Origin of the sequence: Streptomyces bugieae (genome assembly GCF_036352915.1) — a bacterium.
Taxonomy (GTDB): domain Bacteria; phylum Actinomycetota; class Actinomycetes; order Streptomycetales; family Streptomycetaceae; genus Streptomyces; species Streptomyces endophytica.
In genome coordinates, this window is record NZ_JAZBJP010000036.1 from 58,479 (window position 1) to 77,296 (window position 18,818).

Annotated in this window: 15 protein-coding genes and 1 tRNA gene; 9 read left to right on the forward strand and 7 right to left on the reverse strand. The window is 70.0% G+C overall.

Annotated elements, in window-relative coordinates; genetic code table 11:
* Positions 1-171: 171 nt before the first annotated feature.
* Complete coding sequence (locus V2J85_RS34145) at positions 172-2,253, forward strand: TerD family protein (protein ID WP_330823727.1); 2,082 nt, start codon at positions 172-174, stop codon at positions 2,251-2,253.
* A gap of 26 nt (positions 2,254-2,279) precedes the next feature.
* Here the strand turns inward: V2J85_RS34145 and V2J85_RS34150 are convergent, their stop codons facing one another.
* The gene (locus V2J85_RS34150; RefSeq protein WP_261957540.1) at positions 2,280-2,624 is read right to left on the reverse strand and encodes a hypothetical protein; all 345 of its coding nucleotides are present in this window, start codon (positions 2,622-2,624) and stop codon (positions 2,280-2,282) included.
* Positions 2,625-2,856: 232 nt separating this feature from the next.
* Positions 2,857-4,038 carry an erythromycin esterase family protein gene (locus V2J85_RS34155; protein WP_330823728.1) on the reverse strand — a complete coding sequence of 394 codons (1,182 nt, stop codon included), beginning with the start codon at positions 4,036-4,038 and terminating at the stop codon, positions 2,857-2,859.
* A 101-nt stretch (positions 4,039-4,139) separates the two neighbouring features.
* Here V2J85_RS34155 and V2J85_RS34160 point away from each other — a divergent pair, with 101 nt between their 5' ends.
* Positions 4,140-4,901 (forward strand): TioE family transcriptional regulator, encoded by a 762-nt coding sequence (locus V2J85_RS34160; RefSeq protein ID WP_261956863.1) that lies wholly within the window; start codon positions 4,140-4,142, stop codon positions 4,899-4,901.
* A gap of 78 nt (positions 4,902-4,979) precedes the next feature.
* Positions 4,980-5,846 (forward strand): AraC family transcriptional regulator, encoded by an 867-nt coding sequence (locus V2J85_RS34165; protein WP_261956864.1) that lies wholly within the window; start codon positions 4,980-4,982, stop codon positions 5,844-5,846.
* Between the two features lie 75 nt (positions 5,847-5,921).
* Here V2J85_RS34165 and V2J85_RS34170 read toward each other — a convergent pair whose 3' ends face one another.
* Positions 5,922-7,124 (reverse strand): polysaccharide deacetylase family protein, encoded by a 1,203-nt coding sequence (locus tag V2J85_RS34170; protein ID WP_330823729.1) that lies wholly within the window; start codon positions 7,122-7,124, stop codon positions 5,922-5,924.
* A gap of 496 nt (positions 7,125-7,620) precedes the next feature.
* Between V2J85_RS34170 and V2J85_RS34175 the strand changes: the two genes are divergently transcribed.
* Both V2J85_RS34175 and V2J85_RS34180 read left to right on the forward strand, forming a co-directional pair.
* A complete protein-coding gene (locus V2J85_RS34175; RefSeq protein ID WP_261956866.1) occupies positions 7,621-9,270 on the forward strand; it encodes a sigma-70 family RNA polymerase sigma factor in 1,650 nt (549 codons plus the stop codon).
* Positions 9,271-9,400: 130 nt separating this feature from the next.
* Complete coding sequence (locus tag V2J85_RS34180) at positions 9,401-10,405, forward strand: C1 family peptidase (protein ID WP_261956867.1); 1,005 nt, start codon at positions 9,401-9,403, stop codon at positions 10,403-10,405.
* A 148-nt stretch (positions 10,406-10,553) separates the two neighbouring features.
* Here the strand turns inward: V2J85_RS34180 and V2J85_RS34185 are convergent, their stop codons facing one another.
* Positions 10,554-10,787 (reverse strand): hypothetical protein, encoded by a 234-nt coding sequence (locus V2J85_RS34185; protein ID WP_261956868.1) that lies wholly within the window; start codon positions 10,785-10,787, stop codon positions 10,554-10,556.
* A gap of 598 nt (positions 10,788-11,385) precedes the next feature.
* On the opposite strand from V2J85_RS34185, the gene V2J85_RS34190 reads away from it, so the two are divergent.
* Entirely contained in the window at positions 11,386-12,945 is a 1,560-nt protein-coding gene (locus tag V2J85_RS34190) for an IPT/TIG domain-containing protein (RefSeq protein ID WP_261956869.1), read from the forward strand.
* A gap of 777 nt (positions 12,946-13,722) precedes the next feature.
* Here V2J85_RS34190 and V2J85_RS34195 read toward each other — a convergent pair.
* Positions 13,723-13,796, reverse strand: a tRNA-Gly gene (locus V2J85_RS34195).
* Positions 13,797-14,339: 543 nt separating this feature from the next.
* Here V2J85_RS34195 and dcd point away from each other — a divergent pair.
* The 3 genes from dcd to V2J85_RS34210 all read left to right on the forward strand — a co-directional run bounded on the left by dcd (position 14,340) and on the right by V2J85_RS34210 (position 17,279).
* A complete protein-coding gene (gene dcd / locus V2J85_RS34200; protein WP_261956870.1) occupies positions 14,340-14,915 on the forward strand; it encodes a dCTP deaminase in 576 nt (191 codons plus the stop codon).
* Between the two features lie 90 nt (positions 14,916-15,005).
* Entirely contained in the window at positions 15,006-15,503 is a 498-nt protein-coding gene (locus V2J85_RS34205) for a phosphoribosyltransferase (RefSeq protein ID WP_261956871.1), read from the forward strand.
* Between the two features lie 285 nt (positions 15,504-15,788).
* Positions 15,789-17,279: a ricin-type beta-trefoil lectin domain protein gene (locus tag V2J85_RS34210; protein WP_261957541.1), complete on the forward strand. Its 1,491-nt coding sequence runs from the start codon at positions 15,789-15,791 to the stop codon at positions 17,277-17,279.
* 113 nt (positions 17,280-17,392) lie between these two features.
* Here the strand turns inward: V2J85_RS34210 and V2J85_RS34215 are convergent, their stop codons facing one another.
* On the reverse strand, positions 17,393-18,319 hold the full coding sequence (locus V2J85_RS34215) for a Yip1 family protein (RefSeq protein ID WP_330823731.1): 927 nt from the start codon (positions 18,317-18,319) through the stop codon (positions 17,393-17,395).
* A 237-nt stretch (positions 18,320-18,556) separates the two neighbouring features.
* Positions 18,557-18,818, reverse strand: a 262-nt coding sequence (locus tag V2J85_RS34220) for a heterodisulfide reductase-related iron-sulfur binding cluster (RefSeq protein ID WP_330823730.1), incomplete at its 5' end; no start/stop codon positions are given.

Sequence of the window (18,818 nt, forward strand, 5' to 3'; positions counted from 1 at the left end):
CCACCACGCCCAAGATCGAAAAAGCCCGAGTTTCCGCACTTCACCGCCCTGTCCGCACTCCACCCGCTAGGGTTCCCCCACACATGGCGAGTATGTGACGTAGCGCACACGGCGTACAGGGGGCCGCCGGGATTCAGTCCCGCGCGCGGTCGTACGCAATCTGGGGGCCATATGCACAAGATGCTCAAGGGTGCCAATGTCGGCTTGTCGGCGCTGAGCGAGAACGTCGGTTCCGTGATGTTGCGCCTGGGGTGGAACAGCACTTCTGGGGAGGGTGATGCGGATGTTTCCGTGCTCCTCCTGAACGAGCACGGCAAGGTGCGCAGTGACGCCGACTTCTACTTCTACAACCACCCCGTCGCCCCGGACGGCAGCGTCCAACTCCTGGGCAAAACGCCGGCCGGGGACGGCAACGAGGACCGCATCAGCTTCGACCTGGAGGCGATTCCGCCGGAGATCGAGCGAGTGGTCGTGGCGGCGAGCCGCTACGGCGGCGCCCGGTTCGGGGACCTCAGCGACCTGCACCTGACGCTGGCCGACGGTGCCGGCGAGAACGTCCTCCAGTTCACCGCCGAAGACGCCGGAGAGGTGAGCGCCTTCCTCTTCGGTGAGCTCTACCGTCGGGCCGGGGAATGGAAGTTCCGGGCCATCGGTCAGGGTTACGCCTCCGGCCTCGCCGGTCTCGCGACGGACTTCGGGGTGAACATCGAGGACGATGCGGGGGAGGACGGTGGGGCCGAAAGCGACCTGGCGCAGGGCGAAGCGGCCGAGGCGTCCGGCGGTGATGTGGTTGAGGACGTCGCGTCCCTTCCGTCTCCCAGGCAGCCCGCGAGCGGCCCCGGGGCCGTAACGGCCGGGAAACCCGCCCCGGCCGGGAAACCCGCCGCAGCCGAGAAGACCGCCCTCGACGAGGCACCCACCCCGGTCGAGCGGAGGCGGACCAGTCGTCCCCGCACGGCCCGCAAGAAGATCACGCTTCCCCAGCAGCCGAAGAAGCCGCTCGCCGAGAACGACGCCTGGCGGACGGCCCGGCTCTTCCCCGTATCGGCCCTCAGGAGCGACCGGGAGCGCGAAGTGCGGGCCACTTCCGTGCTGTTGGCCGTCATGGCTCAGGTGCCGGAGTTCGGCCGCCGCCTCACGGCGGCCTTCGGTGCACCAGCCGGCCGGATGGAGACGTTCACCGAGGTGTCGCTGCCGCACGGAGACGCTCCCAGGCGCCCGGACGGTGTGGTCCGGGTGGAACGGGCCGGCAAGCTGTGGACCGCGCTGATCGAGACGAAGACGAACGGCCACCCGCTCAAGGCGGAGCAGGTGCAGGCGTACCTGGACATCGCCGCCCGGCGCGGTTACGAGGCGGTGATCGCCCTGACCAACGACGTGGCCCTGGAAGGCAGTCCGCTGGTCGACGTGAAGACGGACGGCCGGCGCAAACACAAGGTCGCCCTGTGGCACCTGTCCTGGGCGGAGGTGGCGCACCAGGCGCAGATGCTGATCCACCACGAGGGCGTCGGCAACGCCGCCCATGCGTGGCTGCTCCAGGAACTGCTGCACTACCTCCAGCACGAGAATTCGGGCTGCCACGGCTTCCAGAACATGGGCTCCGCATGGGTGCCGGTACGCAACGCCATCGACGACGAGACGCTGTGCCAGGGGGATCTGCGTGCCGTCGAGGTGGTCGAGAGCTGGGAGCGGCTGGTCCGGCAGGTCTGTCTGCGGCTGGGCGGGGAACTCGGCCGGAAGGTCCTGCCCGTTCAGCGCGCCCGGCGCGGCACCGATCCCCGGGCCCGTCGGGCCGCGCTGGCGGATCAGTTGTGTTCCGAGGGGCGACTGCAGGCCGAACTGCGCATCGAGGACACACCGGGCACCCTGGCGCTGGTGGCGGATCTGCGGACCGGCAAGTTGCGGACGTCGATTGAGGTGGTGGCGGCCGAGCAGGGCTATCCGCTCACCGTGGCCAAGCGGCTGATCCGCCGGCTCGCGGCGGCGCCGGCGGATCTGCACGTCGAAACCCTCGTCGACGGCCCCGGAACGGGCCCGCGCGGGACATTGGAGCGACTGCGCCCCGAGCCCGCCGACATCCTGCCGAAGGACGGTGCGCAGATCACCGGTTTTCGCCTGTCGCTGTTCAAAAGCATGGGCAGCGGTCGCGGCAATGCCGAGTCGGGCTTCATCCGCAGCGTCGACAATGCCGTGGACCGATTCCATGCCGATGTCATCGCCCACCTGGACCGGGGAGCGCCACGCCGGGCGTAACGGGCCCCCGGCGGCGGGAATTCGGGTCAGAGGCGGCGTATCCGTGCGGCGATGCCATGGCCGACCAGAAGGTAAATCACTGCGGGTAGACCGAAATTGAGGAAAACCCGCAGTCCTTCGGTGTCCATGGTGAAGATGTCCTGGGACCAGCCGGCGAGCCAGTCGGCCATGCCGTGCACAAAGCCGACGAAGACATTTCCCCGGTTGGCCTCCAGCAGGTACAGCAGGATCCACAGGCCCAGCATGCCTGCGGCGATGTCCGCGATCGTGTGGATGACCAGGGCCGTCCGGTTTGCCCCGGAGCCGTCCCGGCTGCGCCGGTGGAGGTCGGGATGAGCGTGATAGGGGCCGTAATTGTCGTTTACCGGCATGGGGTCATGAGGGCTGTTCATGCCCCCTTACTTGCCTCGCCCGAGTACCCGAAACCTCTCTTGAACCTGCGATTGCATATCGGTTTCGAGATCCCTGCCCGGGCACGTCGAACTCTCTTTTCCTGCCGTGTCCTGAATACGACCGGTATTTTTCCCGCTATTTTTCCCGCTCGGGGGAGGCGGGCGCCGGATCCCCCTCGTCGCACCCGGCGCCACGCCTCCCCTGCCGGGCCTACGGGCGGAGCGGCCGCACGGCGGTCGGGCCGTCGCTGACGTGCAGGAGCGCGTCCGCCGCGTCGAGGCTCGCCCGGTCGAGGGGGAAGTAGCCCTGCTGCGGGGTGGTATCGGTCCGCGTACGGACGGGAGTTGCCGTGGCGGCCGCGGTGACCGTACTGGCCGCGATCAGCCCCCAGCCGGTGATCCGGCCCTGGAGGATCGCCTCCCAGGTATCCGCCGCCGGTTCCCCCAGCCCGAGGACGTCGCTGCTGCCCAGGGTGCCGAGGACGACGGTGTACCGCTCGTCCAGCAGGGACCCCACGATGGCGCCGGCGGAGAACCAGTCGAGGTCCCTGCCCGCCATCGGCATGGTGCTCCGGTTCTTCTGCAGATGGAGGTTGTGGGCGAAGACCAGCGTCGGCCCCCGCCGGGCCTCGATGTCGCGCACGTCGAGGAGGTTCTGGGCCATCAGCGCGTCCCGGGTGGCCAGCAGCCGGGAGATCCGGGCACTCTCGTCGATCCGCTGGGCCGACTGCTTGTGGTAGCGCAACAGGCCCAGACCGGCCGTGAGGTGTGTCCTGGCCCGGAACCACTCGGCACGTGACGTCGCCGCGATCAGCTCCGGGGCGCGCGCATGGAGCGAGGTGAGCATGTCGTCCGCGAGCGCCCGGAGCTTCTCGGCCTCGGCCGTGTCACCGATCGACATCGCCGGGTCCAGGATCGCCTCCGTGCGGCTCCACCGCTCGTCCTCCCCGGCGAGGCCCGCGAGATCGACGTCGAGGTCGGGCTGCAGATAGTCGCGGGCGTACTCGAGATAGCGCCGCGGGCTGGGTGCGCTGGTGTTCTCCATCTCGGCGTCGATGCCGTGGAAGGCCAGACGCTCCTCGTCCGGCCGGCCTTCGTTGTGCTCGCGCATCCAGGCAACGAGTTGCCTGTTGGCGAGCAGCTCCCCGAAGCCGGTCGAGAAGCCCTCGCTCATCACGTCGTCGAGCGTTCCGGCTCCCCCCTGGACGAAGTCGTTCACCCGCAGCGCCGCCACCCGGTCGATCTCCAGCGCGATCGACCGGAAGCCACGGTCGGCCAGCTGGACGAACAGCTCGTTGCGCAGCCGCCCGAAGGCGGGCTCCAGGTGCGTCGGCTCACCGAGCGCCAACAGCTCACATGACGTACTCACGAAGTCTTGCATGTCCTGACTCATGAGCCTCAATCGTATCCTTGAAAGGACGGTTGATACTTTCCTCGTTCCTGCCCGCGGACTGCACGATAGGCTCCCTCCGAAGTCTCAAACAGGTGGTAACCATGCGCCCCTTTGACCTCGCGCGCGAGCACGGCATCTCGACCCAGGCGGTCCGCAACTACGAACGGGACGGTTTCCTCCCGCCCGCGGAGCGCACGGGGAGCGGTTACCGCATCTACACCGAGGTCCACGCGGCAGCGCTCCGTACCTTCCTCGCCCTCATCCCGGCCTACGGACACGCGACCGGCGGCCAGATCATGAACGCGCTCCACCGCGACGCCCTCGACGCCGCCCTGGTGCTCATCGACCGCGGCCACAGCCAGTTGCTCCACGACCGCGAGACCCTCGACGCGGTGCGCAGAGCGGTGGATCACCTGACGGCGGAGTGGGAGGCCACCTCGGACCCCTCGTCGGCCGCCGCCACCCGCACCATCGGCGAACTCGCCCACCAGCTCGGCGTCACCCCGGCAACCGTGCGCAACTGGGAGGACGCCGGCATCCTCACCCCCGCCCGCGACCCGCGCACCGGACACCGCATCTACCGCCCGAGCGACATCCGCGACGCCGAGTTCGCCCACCTCCTCAGGCGCGGCGGCTACCTGCTGGACCACATCTCCGCCGTGGTCCGGCAGATCCGCACGGCCGGCGACACCGCCACCCTGTCCGCCGCCCTGGACGACTGGCACCACAAGCTCACCACCCAGGGCCTCGCCATGCTCCACGCGGCCACCCACCTCAGCCACTATCTGGCCCTGCTCAACCACCCTGCGGAACAGCCGTCGACGCGGACGTACGGCCCACCGCCGCACCCCCGTCACACCTGATCGGACCGGGCACAGGATGTCGGGTCCGGCATGCTGCGGTGTTCCTAACGTGAGGTGCGTCAAGGGAAGGAGACCGGGATGCTGGAGCGGTTGAACGAGGCGCTGGAACACATCGAGTCGCATCTCGACCAGCGGATCGAGGTGGCCGAGCTGGCGCGGATCGCGGTGATGTCGGAGTACCACTTCCGCCGGCTGTTCTCCGCGCTGGCGGGGGTCTCGCTGTCGGAGTACATCCGGCGCAGACGGCTCACCGTCGCGGGGGCCGACGTGCTCGCGGGGGAGCGGACGCTGCTGGAGACCGCGGTGCGCTACGGCTACGGCTCGGGGGAGGCGTTCGCGCGGGCGTTCCGTGCCGTGCACGGCATCGGACCGGGCGAGGCCCGGCGGACCGGTGCGGCGCTGCACTCCCAGCCCCGGATGTCCTTCCGCCTCATCGTCGAGGGGAGCAGCAGCATGCGCTATCGCGTGGTGGAGAAGGAGGAGTTCCGTGTCGTCGGCAAGAAGGCCCGTGTCCCGCTGGTCCATGTCGGGGTGAACCCGGCGATCGCGGAGTTCATCCGGGGCATCGACAAGGAGACCGTGGGGCGCATCAACGCGCTGTCGGACCAGCAGCCGGAGGGGATCGTCTCGGTCAGCGACGACCTCGACCCGAGCCGGGCCGAGGGCACCGAACTCGACTACTACCACGGCGTGGTGACCGGGGCGGACGTGCCGGAGGACCTGGACGCGCTCACCGTCCCCGCGGGGACCTGGGCCGTCTTCGAGAACTCCGGACCGTTCCCGCAGGCGCTCCAGTACCTGTGGCGGGACGTGTTCACGCAGTGGTTCCCGTCCAACCCGTACCAGAGCCGGCCGGGACCCGAGATCCTGCGCACCCGCCTGTCGCAGGACGCGACGCAGGCGGACGCGGAACTGTGGATCCCGGTGGAGCGGACCGGGGCCTGAGCACAGGGGCGCGGCGGCGTCCCGTCCCGGGATGCCGCCGCGCGGGCGGGCCGACGCGCGGCCTTCCCGCTGCCGTCAGCCGCGTCCGGTGAACTGCTGCCCGACCCCGAGTCGGCGCAGGTCGGCGAGGACCTTGGGGTCCTGGGCGTCGAGCCAGTCGCAGAGCTGGCGGAAGGAGACCAGCCGGACGTCCTTGTGCTTCTCGTCGGCGATGTGCTTGAGCGCTTCCTCGACGGCGTCCATGTAGATGCCGCCGTTCCACTGCTCGAAGTGGTTGCCGATGAAGAACGGCGCCCGGTTGGTCTCGTAGGCCCGCTGGAAACCGGCGATGTACGCCCCGGCGGCCTGCTTGCGCCAGCCCGGGTAGTTGGCCGGCGGGGCCTTGGTGGAGTTCTTCGACTGGTTGGCCATGATGTTGTAGTCCATCGAGAGGACCTCGAAGGAGTGGCCGGGGAAGGGCATCTGCTGGAGCGGGAAGTTCCACAGGCCCTGCCTCTTGACCGGCCAGACCTGCAGTCCGCCGGGCGAGCTGGCGTCGTACCGCCAGCCCCGCTTCCTCGCCGTGGGAAGCAGGTTGTCCTGGCCGAGCAGACACGGCGTACGGCCGCCGACCAGCTCCTTGCCGTAGTCGAACGGCAGCGCTTCGAGGTCGGTGAAGCCGGTGTTCGTCCGCCACTTGGTGACGAACGACACGGCCTGCTCGATCTCGTCGTCCCACTGGGCTGGCGTCCAATGCTTCACCGAGCCGCTGCCTTCACCGCAGAAATGGCCGTTGAAGTGCGTGCCTATCTCATGGCCCTCCAGCCAGGCCGCCCGCACATTCTTCAGGGTCTCCCTGATGTGGTCGTCCTTGAGGTAGCCGATGGCGGAGGCACCGACCGGGTTGTTCGGCGGGCGGTACATGCGCTTCTTCGACTCGGGCAGCAGATACAGCCCGGAAAGGAAGAACGTCATCGAGGCATTGTGGTCGCGGGCGAGTTTGCGGAACCGCGGAAAGAGACCGTTGCCCACCTCGCCCGCACCGTCCCACGAGAAGACCACGAACTGCGGCGGCTTCTGCCCCGGCTGCAGCCGCTCCGGCCTGGGCGGTTGCATGGGCTGCTGCCCGGTGTACGCGGTCGAGCCGTCGCCTATCGGCTTGCCCTGCGCCCCCCTTCCGGAATTGCTTCCGACCGTGCCCGAAGCCGACGACCCGGCGGTGGAGCAGCCGGCGACGGACAGCGCGGCCGCCGCTCCGACGCCGAGCCCGAATATCCGGCGGCGGCTGAATTCACGCATGACGATCCCATCGCATTGGTTCGAAGTTCTGGTAGGTGGCGCGCCCAGCGAAGTGGGACACCCAAAGAGAGGGGAAGGCGGATACCGAGGTTCCGTCGCGCCCCGAAAAGGCGGCCGAGAAGAGAAGGAGAGGCAGCAAGAGAGGCAGAACGTGAGGCCCGACCAATGCCCTTGGACGCGTACGACTCTCGCGGCGAGCACTAGCGCACCGGTAACGCCCCACTAACAAGCGCTGCCGTGCGGCCGGCGAGGCCGCCGGTCCCGCCTGCCGCACCCGCCTCCCGCGCCGTGCCCCGCCCCCGTTGCGGTCCTGATCGACGGCGCGACGCCGGCCGCGGGAAGTACCCCGAGGTTTTCTGTTATCCGGCCGGGGCGGGAGGATCCCCAGGCATGGCACGACCGATCGCAGGGCCGATGGCACGACCGATCGCACGACCGATTGCACAGCGAGGAAGGAAGCCGGAACGTGAACCCACATCCTGGAGCAGCGACTGTGGTGGCCGCGCGTGCTGGGGATCAGCAGGCGCAGGACGAGCTGGTGACCGGCTTTCTGCCGCTGGTCTACAACATCGTGGGCCGCGCACTTCGCGGCCACGCCGATGTCGACGACGTGGTGCAGGAGGTCATGCTCCGCATGCTGCAGGGGCTCGACGGGCTGCGTGATCCCGACCGGTTCCGCTCCTGGCTGGTGGCCGTGACGATGAACGAGATACGCCGGCACTGGCACCGCAGTCAGGCGTCACCGACCGACACCAGGGTGGACGACGTCGCCGACCTCGCCGATCCCGCCACCGACTTCGTCGATCTGACCATCCTCCGCCTGGGCCTCGCCGGACAGCGCAGGGAGGTCGCCGAGGCGACCCGGTGGCTGGACGAGAACGACCGCGCACTGCTGTCGCTGTGGTGGCTGGAGGCCGCGGGCGAGCTCACCCGTGAAGAGGTGGCCACCGCCATGGAACTGACCCAGCAGCACACCGCGGTACGGGTGCAGCGGATGAAGATCCAGTTGGAGACGGCCCGGGTCGTCGTGCGTGCGCTGTCGGCAGAGCCGCGCTGCGGGGAACTGCTGGCGATGGTGGCCCACTGGGACGGCGTCCCCTCCGCACTGTGGCGCAAGCGAATAGCCCGGCACGCACGCGGCTGCGCGGCGTGTTCGGGGTACTGGATCGGTCTGGTCCCGGCCGAAGGGCTGCTCGTCGGTCTGGGCCTGGTGCCGCCGGCGGCCGGCCTGCTCTGGCTGCTGTCCGGCAGCCACGGCGCGTCCGTCGTCAACATCGCCTCCGTCGCCTCCCGGCAGGACATTCCCGGCACCGGCGGCGGGCAGGTGGCCAAGGCGGCGGTACGGCGGGGAGCGCATCGCGCGCCCAAGGCGGGCGGCAGGGGCGTCCGCCGGATCCTGCAGTCCCGCCCCCGGGGCGCGAGCGCGGTCGCCGGCGGCGCCGCGGTGACCGCCACCGCTGCCGCAGCCGCCCTGACCCTCACCCTCGTCCCCTCCGGCGGCCACGACACCACGAGCGCGGCGGCCGTGCCCCGCAGCGTGCCCGCCACGACGTCGGCGAGCTCGCCCGGCCCGGAACCCTCGGTCCGGCGTTCCACCAGCACGCCTCCCGCGCGTCCCAAGGCCGCGCCGAGCCGCCGGGAGACCACCGCGGCGAGCCGCGACGAACGGCCCGCCCGTCCGCCGCTGACCCCGTCGCCGACCCCGACGCCCCGGCCGAGCCGGACGGTCGACCCCGCCCAGCAGGTCCTCGCCGTGATCAACAAGGCGCGGGCCGACCACGGCCTGCCGCCCTACACCCTCGCCACCGGTCTCACCCGCAGCGCCCAGGCCCACAACACCGTGATGGACGACGGATGCGGCCTGTCCCACCAGTGCCCCGGTGAAGCGCCGCTGGGCGACCGGGAAACGGCCCAGGGCGTGCACTGGGGGGCGGCCGGGGAGAACATCGGGCAGGCCTCGGCGGGGCCGGACCCTCAGCAGATCGCCTCCGCCGCCGTCGGCCTGACGCAGTCCATGCTGGACGAGAAGCCGCCCAACGACGGCCACCGGCAGAACATCCTCAGCACGACGTTCCGCCACGTCGGCATAGGCGTCCACCGGGACGCCAACGGCACCGTCTGGCTCACCCAGGACTTCTCCGACTGATCCAACTCCCGTCCCCGCCAAGGGAATTTTCTTTCCGGCACCGCAATTCCTGTTATCCCTCGCGACCTGAGGAATCTCCCTCACTGTCAGGTCCCTGACAGCAGAAGATTCCGAAGGAACGAGGACATCGATGAGTCACGGTTCGCACCGGTGGAAGGCGATGGGCGGCAGGTCGCGTGCGGTGATCGCGCTTGCCTCGGCGGGGGTGGTCGGCGCCGTCACCGTCGGTGTGTCGTCGGCGGCCACCGAGACGACCGCCCCCCGGAAGACCGCCGACCACCGTGCGGCCACCGCCGAGGCGTCGCGGATACCGCAGACGGCGGCCGGAAAGCCGAAACGCTTCGGCACCGGCGCGGTGCCGTCCAAGGAGAACGGTCGGACGACCGCGCTCGGCAAGGCCCTCAAGCCCAGGCTGTCGGCGCTCGCGCCCGGCGCCCTGGTCGGGGCGAAGCCCTCGACGGCCCGGGCCGCCCTGCCCGAAAGCGTCGACCTGAGCAAGTACGCGCCCGCCCCCGGCAACCAGGGCCAGGTCGGTTCCTGCGCCGCCTGGGCCGTGGACTACACGGCGTACGGCCTCCTGGAGCGCGAGCAGAAGATCTCCGGCGGGCCCCAGGCGCCCATGTTCACCTACGCGCAGGTCGTCAAGGGGCAGCAGCGCGGGACCTCCTTGGCCGATCACTTCCGGATCGCCATGAAGCAGGGCGTCGACGCCAAGTCCCACTACTGGCAGGGGGACTTCGACTACACCACCCAGCCGACCGCCGACCAGACCAGGAACGCCGCGAAGTGGAAGCTGTCCGGCTACACCCCGCTGCACACCGGAAGCCGGTTGCAGGCCGAGGTGAAGGCGGCGCTCGCCAAGGGTTTGCCGGTCACCGTCGCGATGCCGGTCCACAACAGCTTCTTCGCCGTCACTCCCCGGACGGCCGCTTCCTACCGCTACTCCCTGACGGCCGGTGACCCCATGGCAGGCGGCCACGCGATGGCCATCGTCGGCTACAACAGCAAGGGCGTGCGGGTGGAGAACTCCTGGGGCTCCGGCTGGGGCGACCACGGATTCATCAACCTGTCCTGGAAGTTCCTGACCGACCAGGCATGGGAGGCCAACGCGGTCGGCAAGCTCATCAAGCGCTGAGCCCCGCGCCCCCACATCACGCACCGAGCCCGCGCCCCGCACGCACGGAAGCCGGCCCGGCAACACACAAGGCCCCGGTCACCGACCGGGGCCTTCGCCATGGAGCGGGGTGACGAGAACCGAACCCGCGCGCCGAGGGGGACCTACCTCACCCCTTGTCCTTCTTCACTTTGTACAGCTCGAGATCCCTGTTCACGAACAGGTGCACATAGCCGCAGTTCCAGCAGATCAGCCCGGTCGCCGACTCGTTCGCCCAGCCGAAGCCCATGATCTCCATGCCGGAGCTGTTGAGCTTCACCTCACGGTCCCGAAACAGATCGCCCTGACAGAAGGTGCACTTGATCCACACCTTCCCGACCGCCGCACGCACAGGCTTGGCCATACCCACACCTCTCCCAAGAGCAACCGGAGCGGCGCACCCGTCGCGCACCCACCGCGCAGCGGCCCAGCATAATCAGAGCCCCGAACCGCCCCGTGACCCGGACCGGGGCCCCACGGCGCCCGAACCCGCCGAGCGGGACGGGACCGTCAGGGGCGATCCGCGAAACAGGCCGGGACGCTCGCGGCGGAGGGCCCTCCTCCGACCCGCAGGTTCAGGGATCATGGTCCACCCGTCCCTCCGCGAGGATGCCGGCGCCGTGAACTTCGAGGCGTACACGCGGAAACGGGTCGAGGAGCGGGGTCTGGCGCATCGCCCCCGGTGCGGCCGCGGGTGAGGCCGTGCGGGCGGGAACCGGCGGCGGACGGGGGCCGCGGGCGGGGATGTTTCGCTGTCGCGCGAGGTGGGGATGAAGCCGCTACCGAACCAAACGGGCTGCCCATCCCTTCTCGGGGGTGCGCAGCCCGCCGTGTTGTGGTGAATCTGTGGCCTGTGGCCGCGGCTGTGGTGTGTGGTGCCCCGGACAGGGATCACCGGACCTGTGCTCTTCCCCGCGCAGGGGTGTGCCGGGGCCCGGGCGGCCCCCACCAAAGGGGTCCACATGAATACCCACGTTCAGTCGCCGTCGCAGGAACTCCTGAGCACAACTCTCCTCCTCGGCCAGGCGCCGCCGGTCGCCGGGGCGGGGGCGGTGAACCGGACGGCCGCGCCGGTGCGCACCTTCCTGGCGGTCACGTCCATCCCCGTCGGCACCAACCCGGTCGGGCTGGCGTTCATCCCCAACGGCGACCTCTACGTCGCCAACTCCGGGTCGAGCAACGTGTTCACCATCGACACCGCCACGGACACCGTCATCGGCGCACCGATCCCCACCGGCACCACACCGGCCTGGCTGACCGTCGCCCCCAACGGCAACGCCTACGTCCCCAACAACATCTCGAACAACGTGACGGTGATCGACACCGCCACCAGCACCGTCATCACCACCATCCCCCTCAGCGGCGGCCCCGCCGCGGCGGCGGTCATCCCCAGCGGCAACGTCTACGTCAGCCGCTTCGGGGCGAACAGCGTGCAGGAGATCGACACCACCACCAACCTGGTCGTCGGCGCCGCGATCCCCACCGGCAGCGGGCCGGTCGGCATCGCGGTCGCCCCCAACGGCAAGGCCTACGTCGCCAACCGGAACGGCAACTCCGTGACGGTGATCAACACCGCCACCGCCACCGTCATCACCACGATCCCCGGCCTCAACCAGCCGAACTTCGTGGCGATCGCCCCCAACGGCAACGCCTACGTCGCCAACATCGGGTCGAACAACGTGTCCGTGATCGACACGACCACGGACACGATCATCACCACGATCCCCGTCGGCACCAACCCGTGGGGCATCACGGTCGGCCCGGACGGCAACGCCTACACGGCCAACCGTGGCTCCAACAACGTGTCGGTGATCGACACCACCACCAACCTGGTCGTCGGCGCCCCGATCCCGGTCGGCAGCCAGCCGATCGCCCTGGTGGTCGCCCCCAACAACAAGGTCTACGTCAGCAACATCGCCTCGGCCAACGTCAGCGTCATCCAGTTCCCCCCGACGATCAGCACCATCACCCCCAACCAGGGGCCCATCACGGGCGGCACGGTGGTGACGATCACCGGCACCAACCTGACCGGGGCGAGCGTCGACATCGGCGGCAACCCCGCGACCGGCGTGACGGTCAACGCCACCGGTACGCAGCTCACCGCGACCACTCCGCCCGGCGCGGCCGGTCCCGCGGACGTCACCGTCACCACCCCTGGTGGCAGCACCACTCTGGTGGGCGGCTTCACCTACTTCGTCCCCGTCCACGCCACCTCGCTGACCGCGACCCCGGCGCTGTCGAAGCTGTTCCCGCCGCACGTGTACTTCCCGTTCCTGACGGCCACGCTGACCGACCAGGTCACCGGCCTTCCGGTGCCCAACCAGCCGATCCTCTTCAAGGCCGGCAGCAACGTCCTGGGCATCGCCAACACCGACGCCCAGGGCGTCGCCCGGGTGAACGAGACGCTCACCCTGACGCTCATCCTCCTCAACCACGGCTATGAGGTCAGCTTCGCCGGCGCGGTCACCCCGTCGGCCATCCTGTCCCCGTCCAGCGACAGCGCACCGGTCGTCGAACCCTGACCTCCAGTCGGTCACCGGGACGGCTCCGCCACCCTTCCGTGTGCTCCGGAACCGGAGCACACGGAAGGGTCTCCCGGTACCGGAGCGACCCGGGCCCAGATCTCGCTGGTCGGCCGGTGGCGCCCGCACGTGTCGGCGGCCGGCCGGGTGCCGTCGTCGAGCACCACGGCGGTGACCCGGCCCTGCGCGCCGCTCACACCGGTGACACCGCGCCCCAGGTGCGTGATCTTCGACGGACTGCGCCCCCAAGCCGCACGCCCACTGCCCCATCCGCCACCGACCAGCACTCAGTTCACCGCCGCCATGGAGGAGAGCCGTCGGAGTGCGGCGGCGCCGGCTTCCGAAGATGCGGGCCCCTTCTCTGCCGACCCTGCAGGGCGGTCATGATCCCCGCCGCCAACGCCTTGCACGTTGCCAACGGCTTGCCCGTTGCTCCTCGCCGGAAGGCTGGTTCCGTCGTCATCCTTCGGTCGGGCCGGCAACGGAGAGGATTCTTGCCGGGCCTCATGTGAGGCGGCCGCGGCGACGAGGATTCGCTACGGCGGTCAACTCCCGCTTTGTGAAAGCGAAATCGCACACGCGCAGCAGGCGTGTGGTGCAGCCGCGAAGAACGCGTCTCGCGATCCGGGTGGGCGCTCGCTCCCGGGGGTGTGGGCTGGGCGTCAGACCCCGTCCGCCTGGGGCGTTTTGGCGAGATGGGGCACGTGGAGGACACACCCATGCCGGAGAGGTCCAGGCAACGAACAAGCCCCAGGTCGCTGACCTGGGGCTTCCGTATGGAGCGGGTGACGGGAATCGAACCCGCGCTCTGAGCTTGGGAAGCTCATGTTCTACCATTAAACTACACCCGCGTCATTCCCTCTCGTCCGAGAGCGGAACATCGTCGCACACTCTACCCCATCGCCGCCCCGCGGTGCATTTGGCATGTCCGGGTGGGGTGGGAAGAGGGGGCGGCGCGGGGGTGCGGTCCGCGCGGGATGCGGGTGTGCGGGGCGGGAGTTGGGGCGTACGGTGGGGGCCCGGAGTGCCGCCTGTGATGGCGCCCAGTTCATCCCCTAATGTGGCTTTTGTTGTCCACGCAGTTGGGAGAGGGACTTGATGGAGCGCACCGTCGTACGTTGTGCCGAGGGCCACGTGTTCAGCACCGCTTCGTTCCCGATGCAGACCACCGACCGGCTCGGTCCCGGACGGCTGTTGCGCTGCCCGCGCTGTGCTCGGCTGCGGCATGCGGTGCCCGTCGAGCACGCGAAGCGGTAGTGATCAACCCGTAGCGGTGGTGATCCACGTCGTCGCGTGCGCGTGGATCGATCGTCCGAGGGTGGTGGGCCCGGTCCCTGGTGGGGCCGGGCCCTCGTCGTGCGGTGGGGGTGGTGCGGGCGCGTATCCTCGTCTGCGTGCTTCTCTCAGACAAGGACATCCGGGCCGAGATCGATGCCGGCCGGGTGCGCATCGACCCCTATGACGAGTCGATGGTGCAGCCGTCCAGTATCGACGTGCGTCTCGATCGCTACTTCCGGGTGTTCGAGAACCACCGCTACCCGCACATCGACCCCGCCGTCGAGCAGCCCGACCTGACCCGTGAGGTGGTTCCGGAGGGCGACGAGGCGTTCATCCTGCACCCGGGTGAGTTCGTGCTCGCCTCGACGTACGAGGTCATCAGCCTGCCGGACGACGTCGCCTCGCGCCTGGAGGGCAAGAGCTCGCTGGGGCGGCTCGGACTGCTGACGCACTCCACCGCCGGGTTCATCGACCCGGGGTTCAGCGGGCACGTGACGCTGGAGCTGAGCAACGTGGCCACGCTGCCGATCAAGCTGTGGCCGGGCATGAAGATCGGGCAGCTGTGCATGTTCCGGCTGACCTCGCCGGCTGAGCACCCCTACGGCAGCGAGCGGTACGGCTCCCGCTACCAGGGGCAGCGCGGCCCGACGCCGTCCCGGTCGTTCCGGAATTTCCACCGTACGAAGGTGTGAGGCCGCCCACGGCGGGGCGCCGTGGGCCGGGCCCGGGCCGTGGGCCGAGGGCCAGGTCGTAGCTCGAAACAGAGAAGGTCTGAGAGATTCGTGAGTGACGTGCGGGAGAACCTGACGTACGAGCGGTTCGGCGGGGCGATCCGCGAGCTGGCGCAGACGATCGCGGACGACGGGTACGAGCCGGACATCGTGCTGTCGATCGCCCGGGGCGGCGTGTTCGTCGCGGGCGGCCTGGCCTACGCGCTGGACTGCAAGAACATCCACCTGGTGAACGTCGAGTTCTACACCGGCGTGGGGACCACCCTGGAGATGCCGGTCATGCTGGCGCCGGTCCCGAACGCGATCGACTTCTCGGAGAAGAAGGTGCTGATCGCCGATGACGTGGCCGACACCGGCAAGACGCTGAAGCTGGTGCGCGACTTCTGCCTGGAAACCGTGGCCGAGGTGCGCAGCGCGGTGATCTACGAGAAGTCGCACTCGCTGGTGAAGTGCGAGTACGTCTGGAAGCGCACGGACGACTGGATCAACTTCCCCTGGAGCGTCGAGCCGCCGGTGGTCCGGCGCGAGGGCCAGATCCTCGACGCCTGACCCGGTAAGTACCGCACCACACAAGGGAGTTGGCCTCGGCCGGCTCCCTTGTTCGTTGGGGGCGGTGGGTGGGGGTGCGCGTTGTCGTGCGGTCTGTGCGCGTCTTTCGGCCAATGGCGTTCCCGGTGTTCCGCCCGGGCCTACTTGCGAGTACAACCCGCGGTAACAGCAGACCGGAGGGGAGGCCGCAGGGTGCGTACGAGACGCGGGAGACGTGCGGGGCACGGGTGGCGCGGACGATCTGGTTTACGTGGTGCGGTCGTGGGCTCGGCAGCGGTGCTGGGGATGGTGTTCACCCTGGCGGCGGGCGGCGGGGCGAGTGCCGCCGGCGGAGCCGCGGGCGGTACCGGCCGGGCGACGATCACGGCCACCACACCGCTGCCGCCCGAGCTGGAGAAGGTCCGGGCGCAGGAGGCGGTCAAGCTCTACGGGGACCCGGCCGAGCGGCCGCTCGCCGAGCGCAAGACCTCCTTGATCTCGCTGGGCGACAGCGAGATCTCCGGCGAGGGCGTCGGGACGTACGAGCCGGGGACCGACGGGCCCACCAACTGGTGCCACCGGTCGCCGGACGCGGCGATCCACCGCACCGGCATCGCGGCCGACGTCACGTACAACGTCGCGTGCTCGGGCGCGTACAGCGGGAACATCGTGATCGGCGGCAGCAAGCAGTACGCCGATGAGCTGGTGCAGAGCGACAGCCTGGCGATCGCGGCCCGGAACACCCGGCTGAAGATGGTGCTCCTGGTGGCCGGCGCCAATGACGACCTGCAGTTCGGGCCGGTGATGACGGACTGCGTGGAGCACTGGTTCCTGCTCCAGGGCACCTGCGAGCCGAAGTACCGGCCGGGGTGGCAGGCGCGGGTCGACGGGCTGGTGCCGAAGATCGAGCGGACGCTGAACGACCTGCGGACCGTGATGCGGAACGCGGGGTACGCCGACGGCGACTACCGGCTCGTGGTGATGTCGTACCCGAGCCCCATCGGGCCGGACGTGGAGGACAACCCGCACTTCCCCGGGAAGCTGCCGGGCGGCTGCACGGGCTACACCTCCGACGCCGGCTGGGGGCGCAACGCCGCCGTACCGGCCTTCGAACGGGGCGTCCGCGAGGTCGCGCAGGACACCGGCGTGACCTACCTCGACGCCTCGCGGCTCTTCCACGGCCACGAGGTGTGCATGGAGGACACCTGGGCGCGCGGGCTGTACGTGAACCTCACCAACCCCTTCCCGCCCGACTCCAATTCGGTGCGGCAGTCCTTCCACCCCAACGCGCGCGGGCACGCGGCGTTCGCCTCCTGCCTGACCCAGCTGTACGCGGCACCGGGACTGCGCGAGGCGTCCTGCGCGGACCCGGCGAGCACCGGGCGGCCGAAGCTCTACCCGGGCGCCTGGGACGACGCGTACCGGCCGCTGCGGAACGCCGCCACCGGCAGCTGTGTGGACGCGACCGGCGGCGCCAGCCGCAACGGCACGGTGGTCGGAGGCTGGGACTGCAACGGGCAGCGCCACCAGGACTGGTGGTACGACGCAGACCAGCGGTCGGTGCACGTCGGGCTGACCCAGGACCGGTGCCTGGACGTGCCGGGCGGACGGTACGAGCCGGGGGCCGGGCTGGTGCTGTGGAACTGCTCGGGCGTGGCCAACCAGCAGTTCGCCCGGCAGACGGACGGCACGATCCGGCCGGCCGCCGCGCAGTCGCTCTGCCTGACGCTGGACGGCGCGAAGGAGCCGCTGCGGCTGCGGGCGTGTGACGGGTCGACGGGGCAGCGGTTCGCGTAACGGCGGCTGCCGGTACGGCGATCGCGCGCGGCGCCCCCGTACGGCGAAGGGCCCGTCCCGGAGCGGAGTGCTCCGGGACGGGCCCTTGACGCGTGGCCGGGTCGGGCCGTCGCCTACAGCGTGCCCAGCTTGAGCAGCGCCAGCAGCGCGACCAGCTGGATCGCGGAGGCGCCGAGCGCCTTCGGCCACGGCAGGTCGTGCGACTTGCTGACCATGGAGGTCAGCAGATAGCCGGTGGCGAGCCAGGTCAGCCAGCCCAGGACCTGGACGAGCGTGGAGTCGCCGCCGAGGAACATCGCGAACAGCAGCCGGGGCGCGTCCGTGATCGTCATGATCAGCATGGCCAGGCCGATGGTCGGCTGCCAGGCACCGTCGCCGCCGAGCTGGCGGGCCAGGGTGTGGGTGACCGCGCCCAGGATCAGGCTGCCGATGATGAACATCACGGCGGTGATCAGCACCCAGGGGATGCTGTTGGAGAGCGTGGCGTTCAGCACGTCCTCACGGGCCTTGTCGAAGCCGAAGACCGCGAGCAGGCCGTAGATGAACGTGACGGTCAGGGCCGGGCCCCAGACCGTGTGGTCCCGCATCTGCCAGAACGTCGCGTCGGGACGCAGCACGATGCCGGACAGCAGCTGCTTCCAGTGCAGCCGGGGGCCGGCCGGCGGGGCGGCGGACTGGCCGGCGCGGTACGTGCCGCCGGCGGCGTACTCACCGCCGTCCGGGCCGTTGCCGTACTGATCGGGGTACGGGCCGTGGGCGTCCGGCGCCTCGCCGATGCTGAACTGCCGGGTGCTGCCGGGGTTGTTGTCGCCGCCGTACGGTGCGTAGCCGGCGCCGCCGGCATCGCCGAAGTACTCGGGCTCGCCGTACTGCTGCGGCTGCCCCTGCCCCTGCGGTCCGCCGCCGTACTGCTGCCACTGCCCGTGCGGTGGCGGCGCGGCCTGCTGCCCGTACGGCCCCTGCTGCTGCCCGTACGGCGCCTGCTGCGCCTGCCCCTGCTGTCCGTTCTGCGCGGGGCGGGCATCCCGTCCGCGACCCATCCTGAATCCAGCCACGCCTTCGAAAGTACCTGGTCCCTGCGGGACGGGTGGCCGAGTGGGGAGATGGGGGTGCGTTTGGGGCTGAGCTGTGACATGCGCTGCGCTGTGCGGTGCCTCCCGCGCACGTGGCCGTCCCGCCGCGGGGGTTGCTCGCCGTTGCTCCCCCCACCGAAAAGCTGAGTGGGGGTGCACGTGATCGCTCACGTGCACCCCCACTCGGGGTTTTTCAGGTGTGGGCTACTTCACCGGTTCCGGCTCCGGCTCGTTCGCCGCTTCCGGCTCGTCCGTCGGGTCGGTCGGCGTCTTCACCGAGTCCAGCAGGAGCTGGGCGACGTCGACGACCTGGATGGATTCCTTTGCCTTGCCGTCGTTCTTCTTGCCGTTGACGGAGTCGGTGAGCATGACGAGGCAGAAGGGGCAGGCGGTGGAGACGATGTCGGGGTTGAGGGAGAGGGCTTCGTCGACGCGTTCGTTGTTGATGCGTTTGCCGATGCGCTCT

Coding starts and splice junctions, on each gene's coding strand:
- V2J85_RS34145 (WP_330823727.1), top strand. CDS start 172: ATGCACAAGATGCTCAAGGGTGCCAATGTCGGCTTGTCGGCGCTGAGC.
- V2J85_RS34150 (WP_261957540.1), bottom strand. CDS start 2,624: ATGCCGGTAAACGACAATTACGGCCCCTATCACGCTCATCCCGACCTC.
- V2J85_RS34155 (WP_330823728.1), bottom strand. CDS start 4,038: ATGAGTCAGGACATGCAAGACTTCGTGAGTACGTCATGTGAGCTGTTG.
- V2J85_RS34160 (WP_261956863.1), top strand. CDS start 4,140: ATGCGCCCCTTTGACCTCGCGCGCGAGCACGGCATCTCGACCCAGGCG.
- V2J85_RS34165 (WP_261956864.1), top strand. CDS start 4,980: ATGCTGGAGCGGTTGAACGAGGCGCTGGAACACATCGAGTCGCATCTC.
- V2J85_RS34170 (WP_330823729.1), bottom strand. CDS start 7,124: ATGCGTGAATTCAGCCGCCGCCGGATATTCGGGCTCGGCGTCGGAGCG.
- V2J85_RS34180 (WP_261956867.1), top strand. CDS start 9,401: ATGAGTCACGGTTCGCACCGGTGGAAGGCGATGGGCGGCAGGTCGCGT.
- V2J85_RS34185 (WP_261956868.1), bottom strand. CDS start 10,787: ATGGCCAAGCCTGTGCGTGCGGCGGTCGGGAAGGTGTGGATCAAGTGC.
- V2J85_RS34190 (WP_261956869.1), top strand. CDS start 11,386: ATGAATACCCACGTTCAGTCGCCGTCGCAGGAACTCCTGAGCACAACT.
- V2J85_RS34210 (WP_261957541.1), top strand. CDS start 15,789: ATGGTGTTCACCCTGGCGGCGGGCGGCGGGGCGAGTGCCGCCGGCGGA.
- V2J85_RS34215 (WP_330823731.1), bottom strand. CDS start 18,319: ATGGGTCGCGGACGGGATGCCCGCCCCGCGCAGAACGGACAGCAGGGG.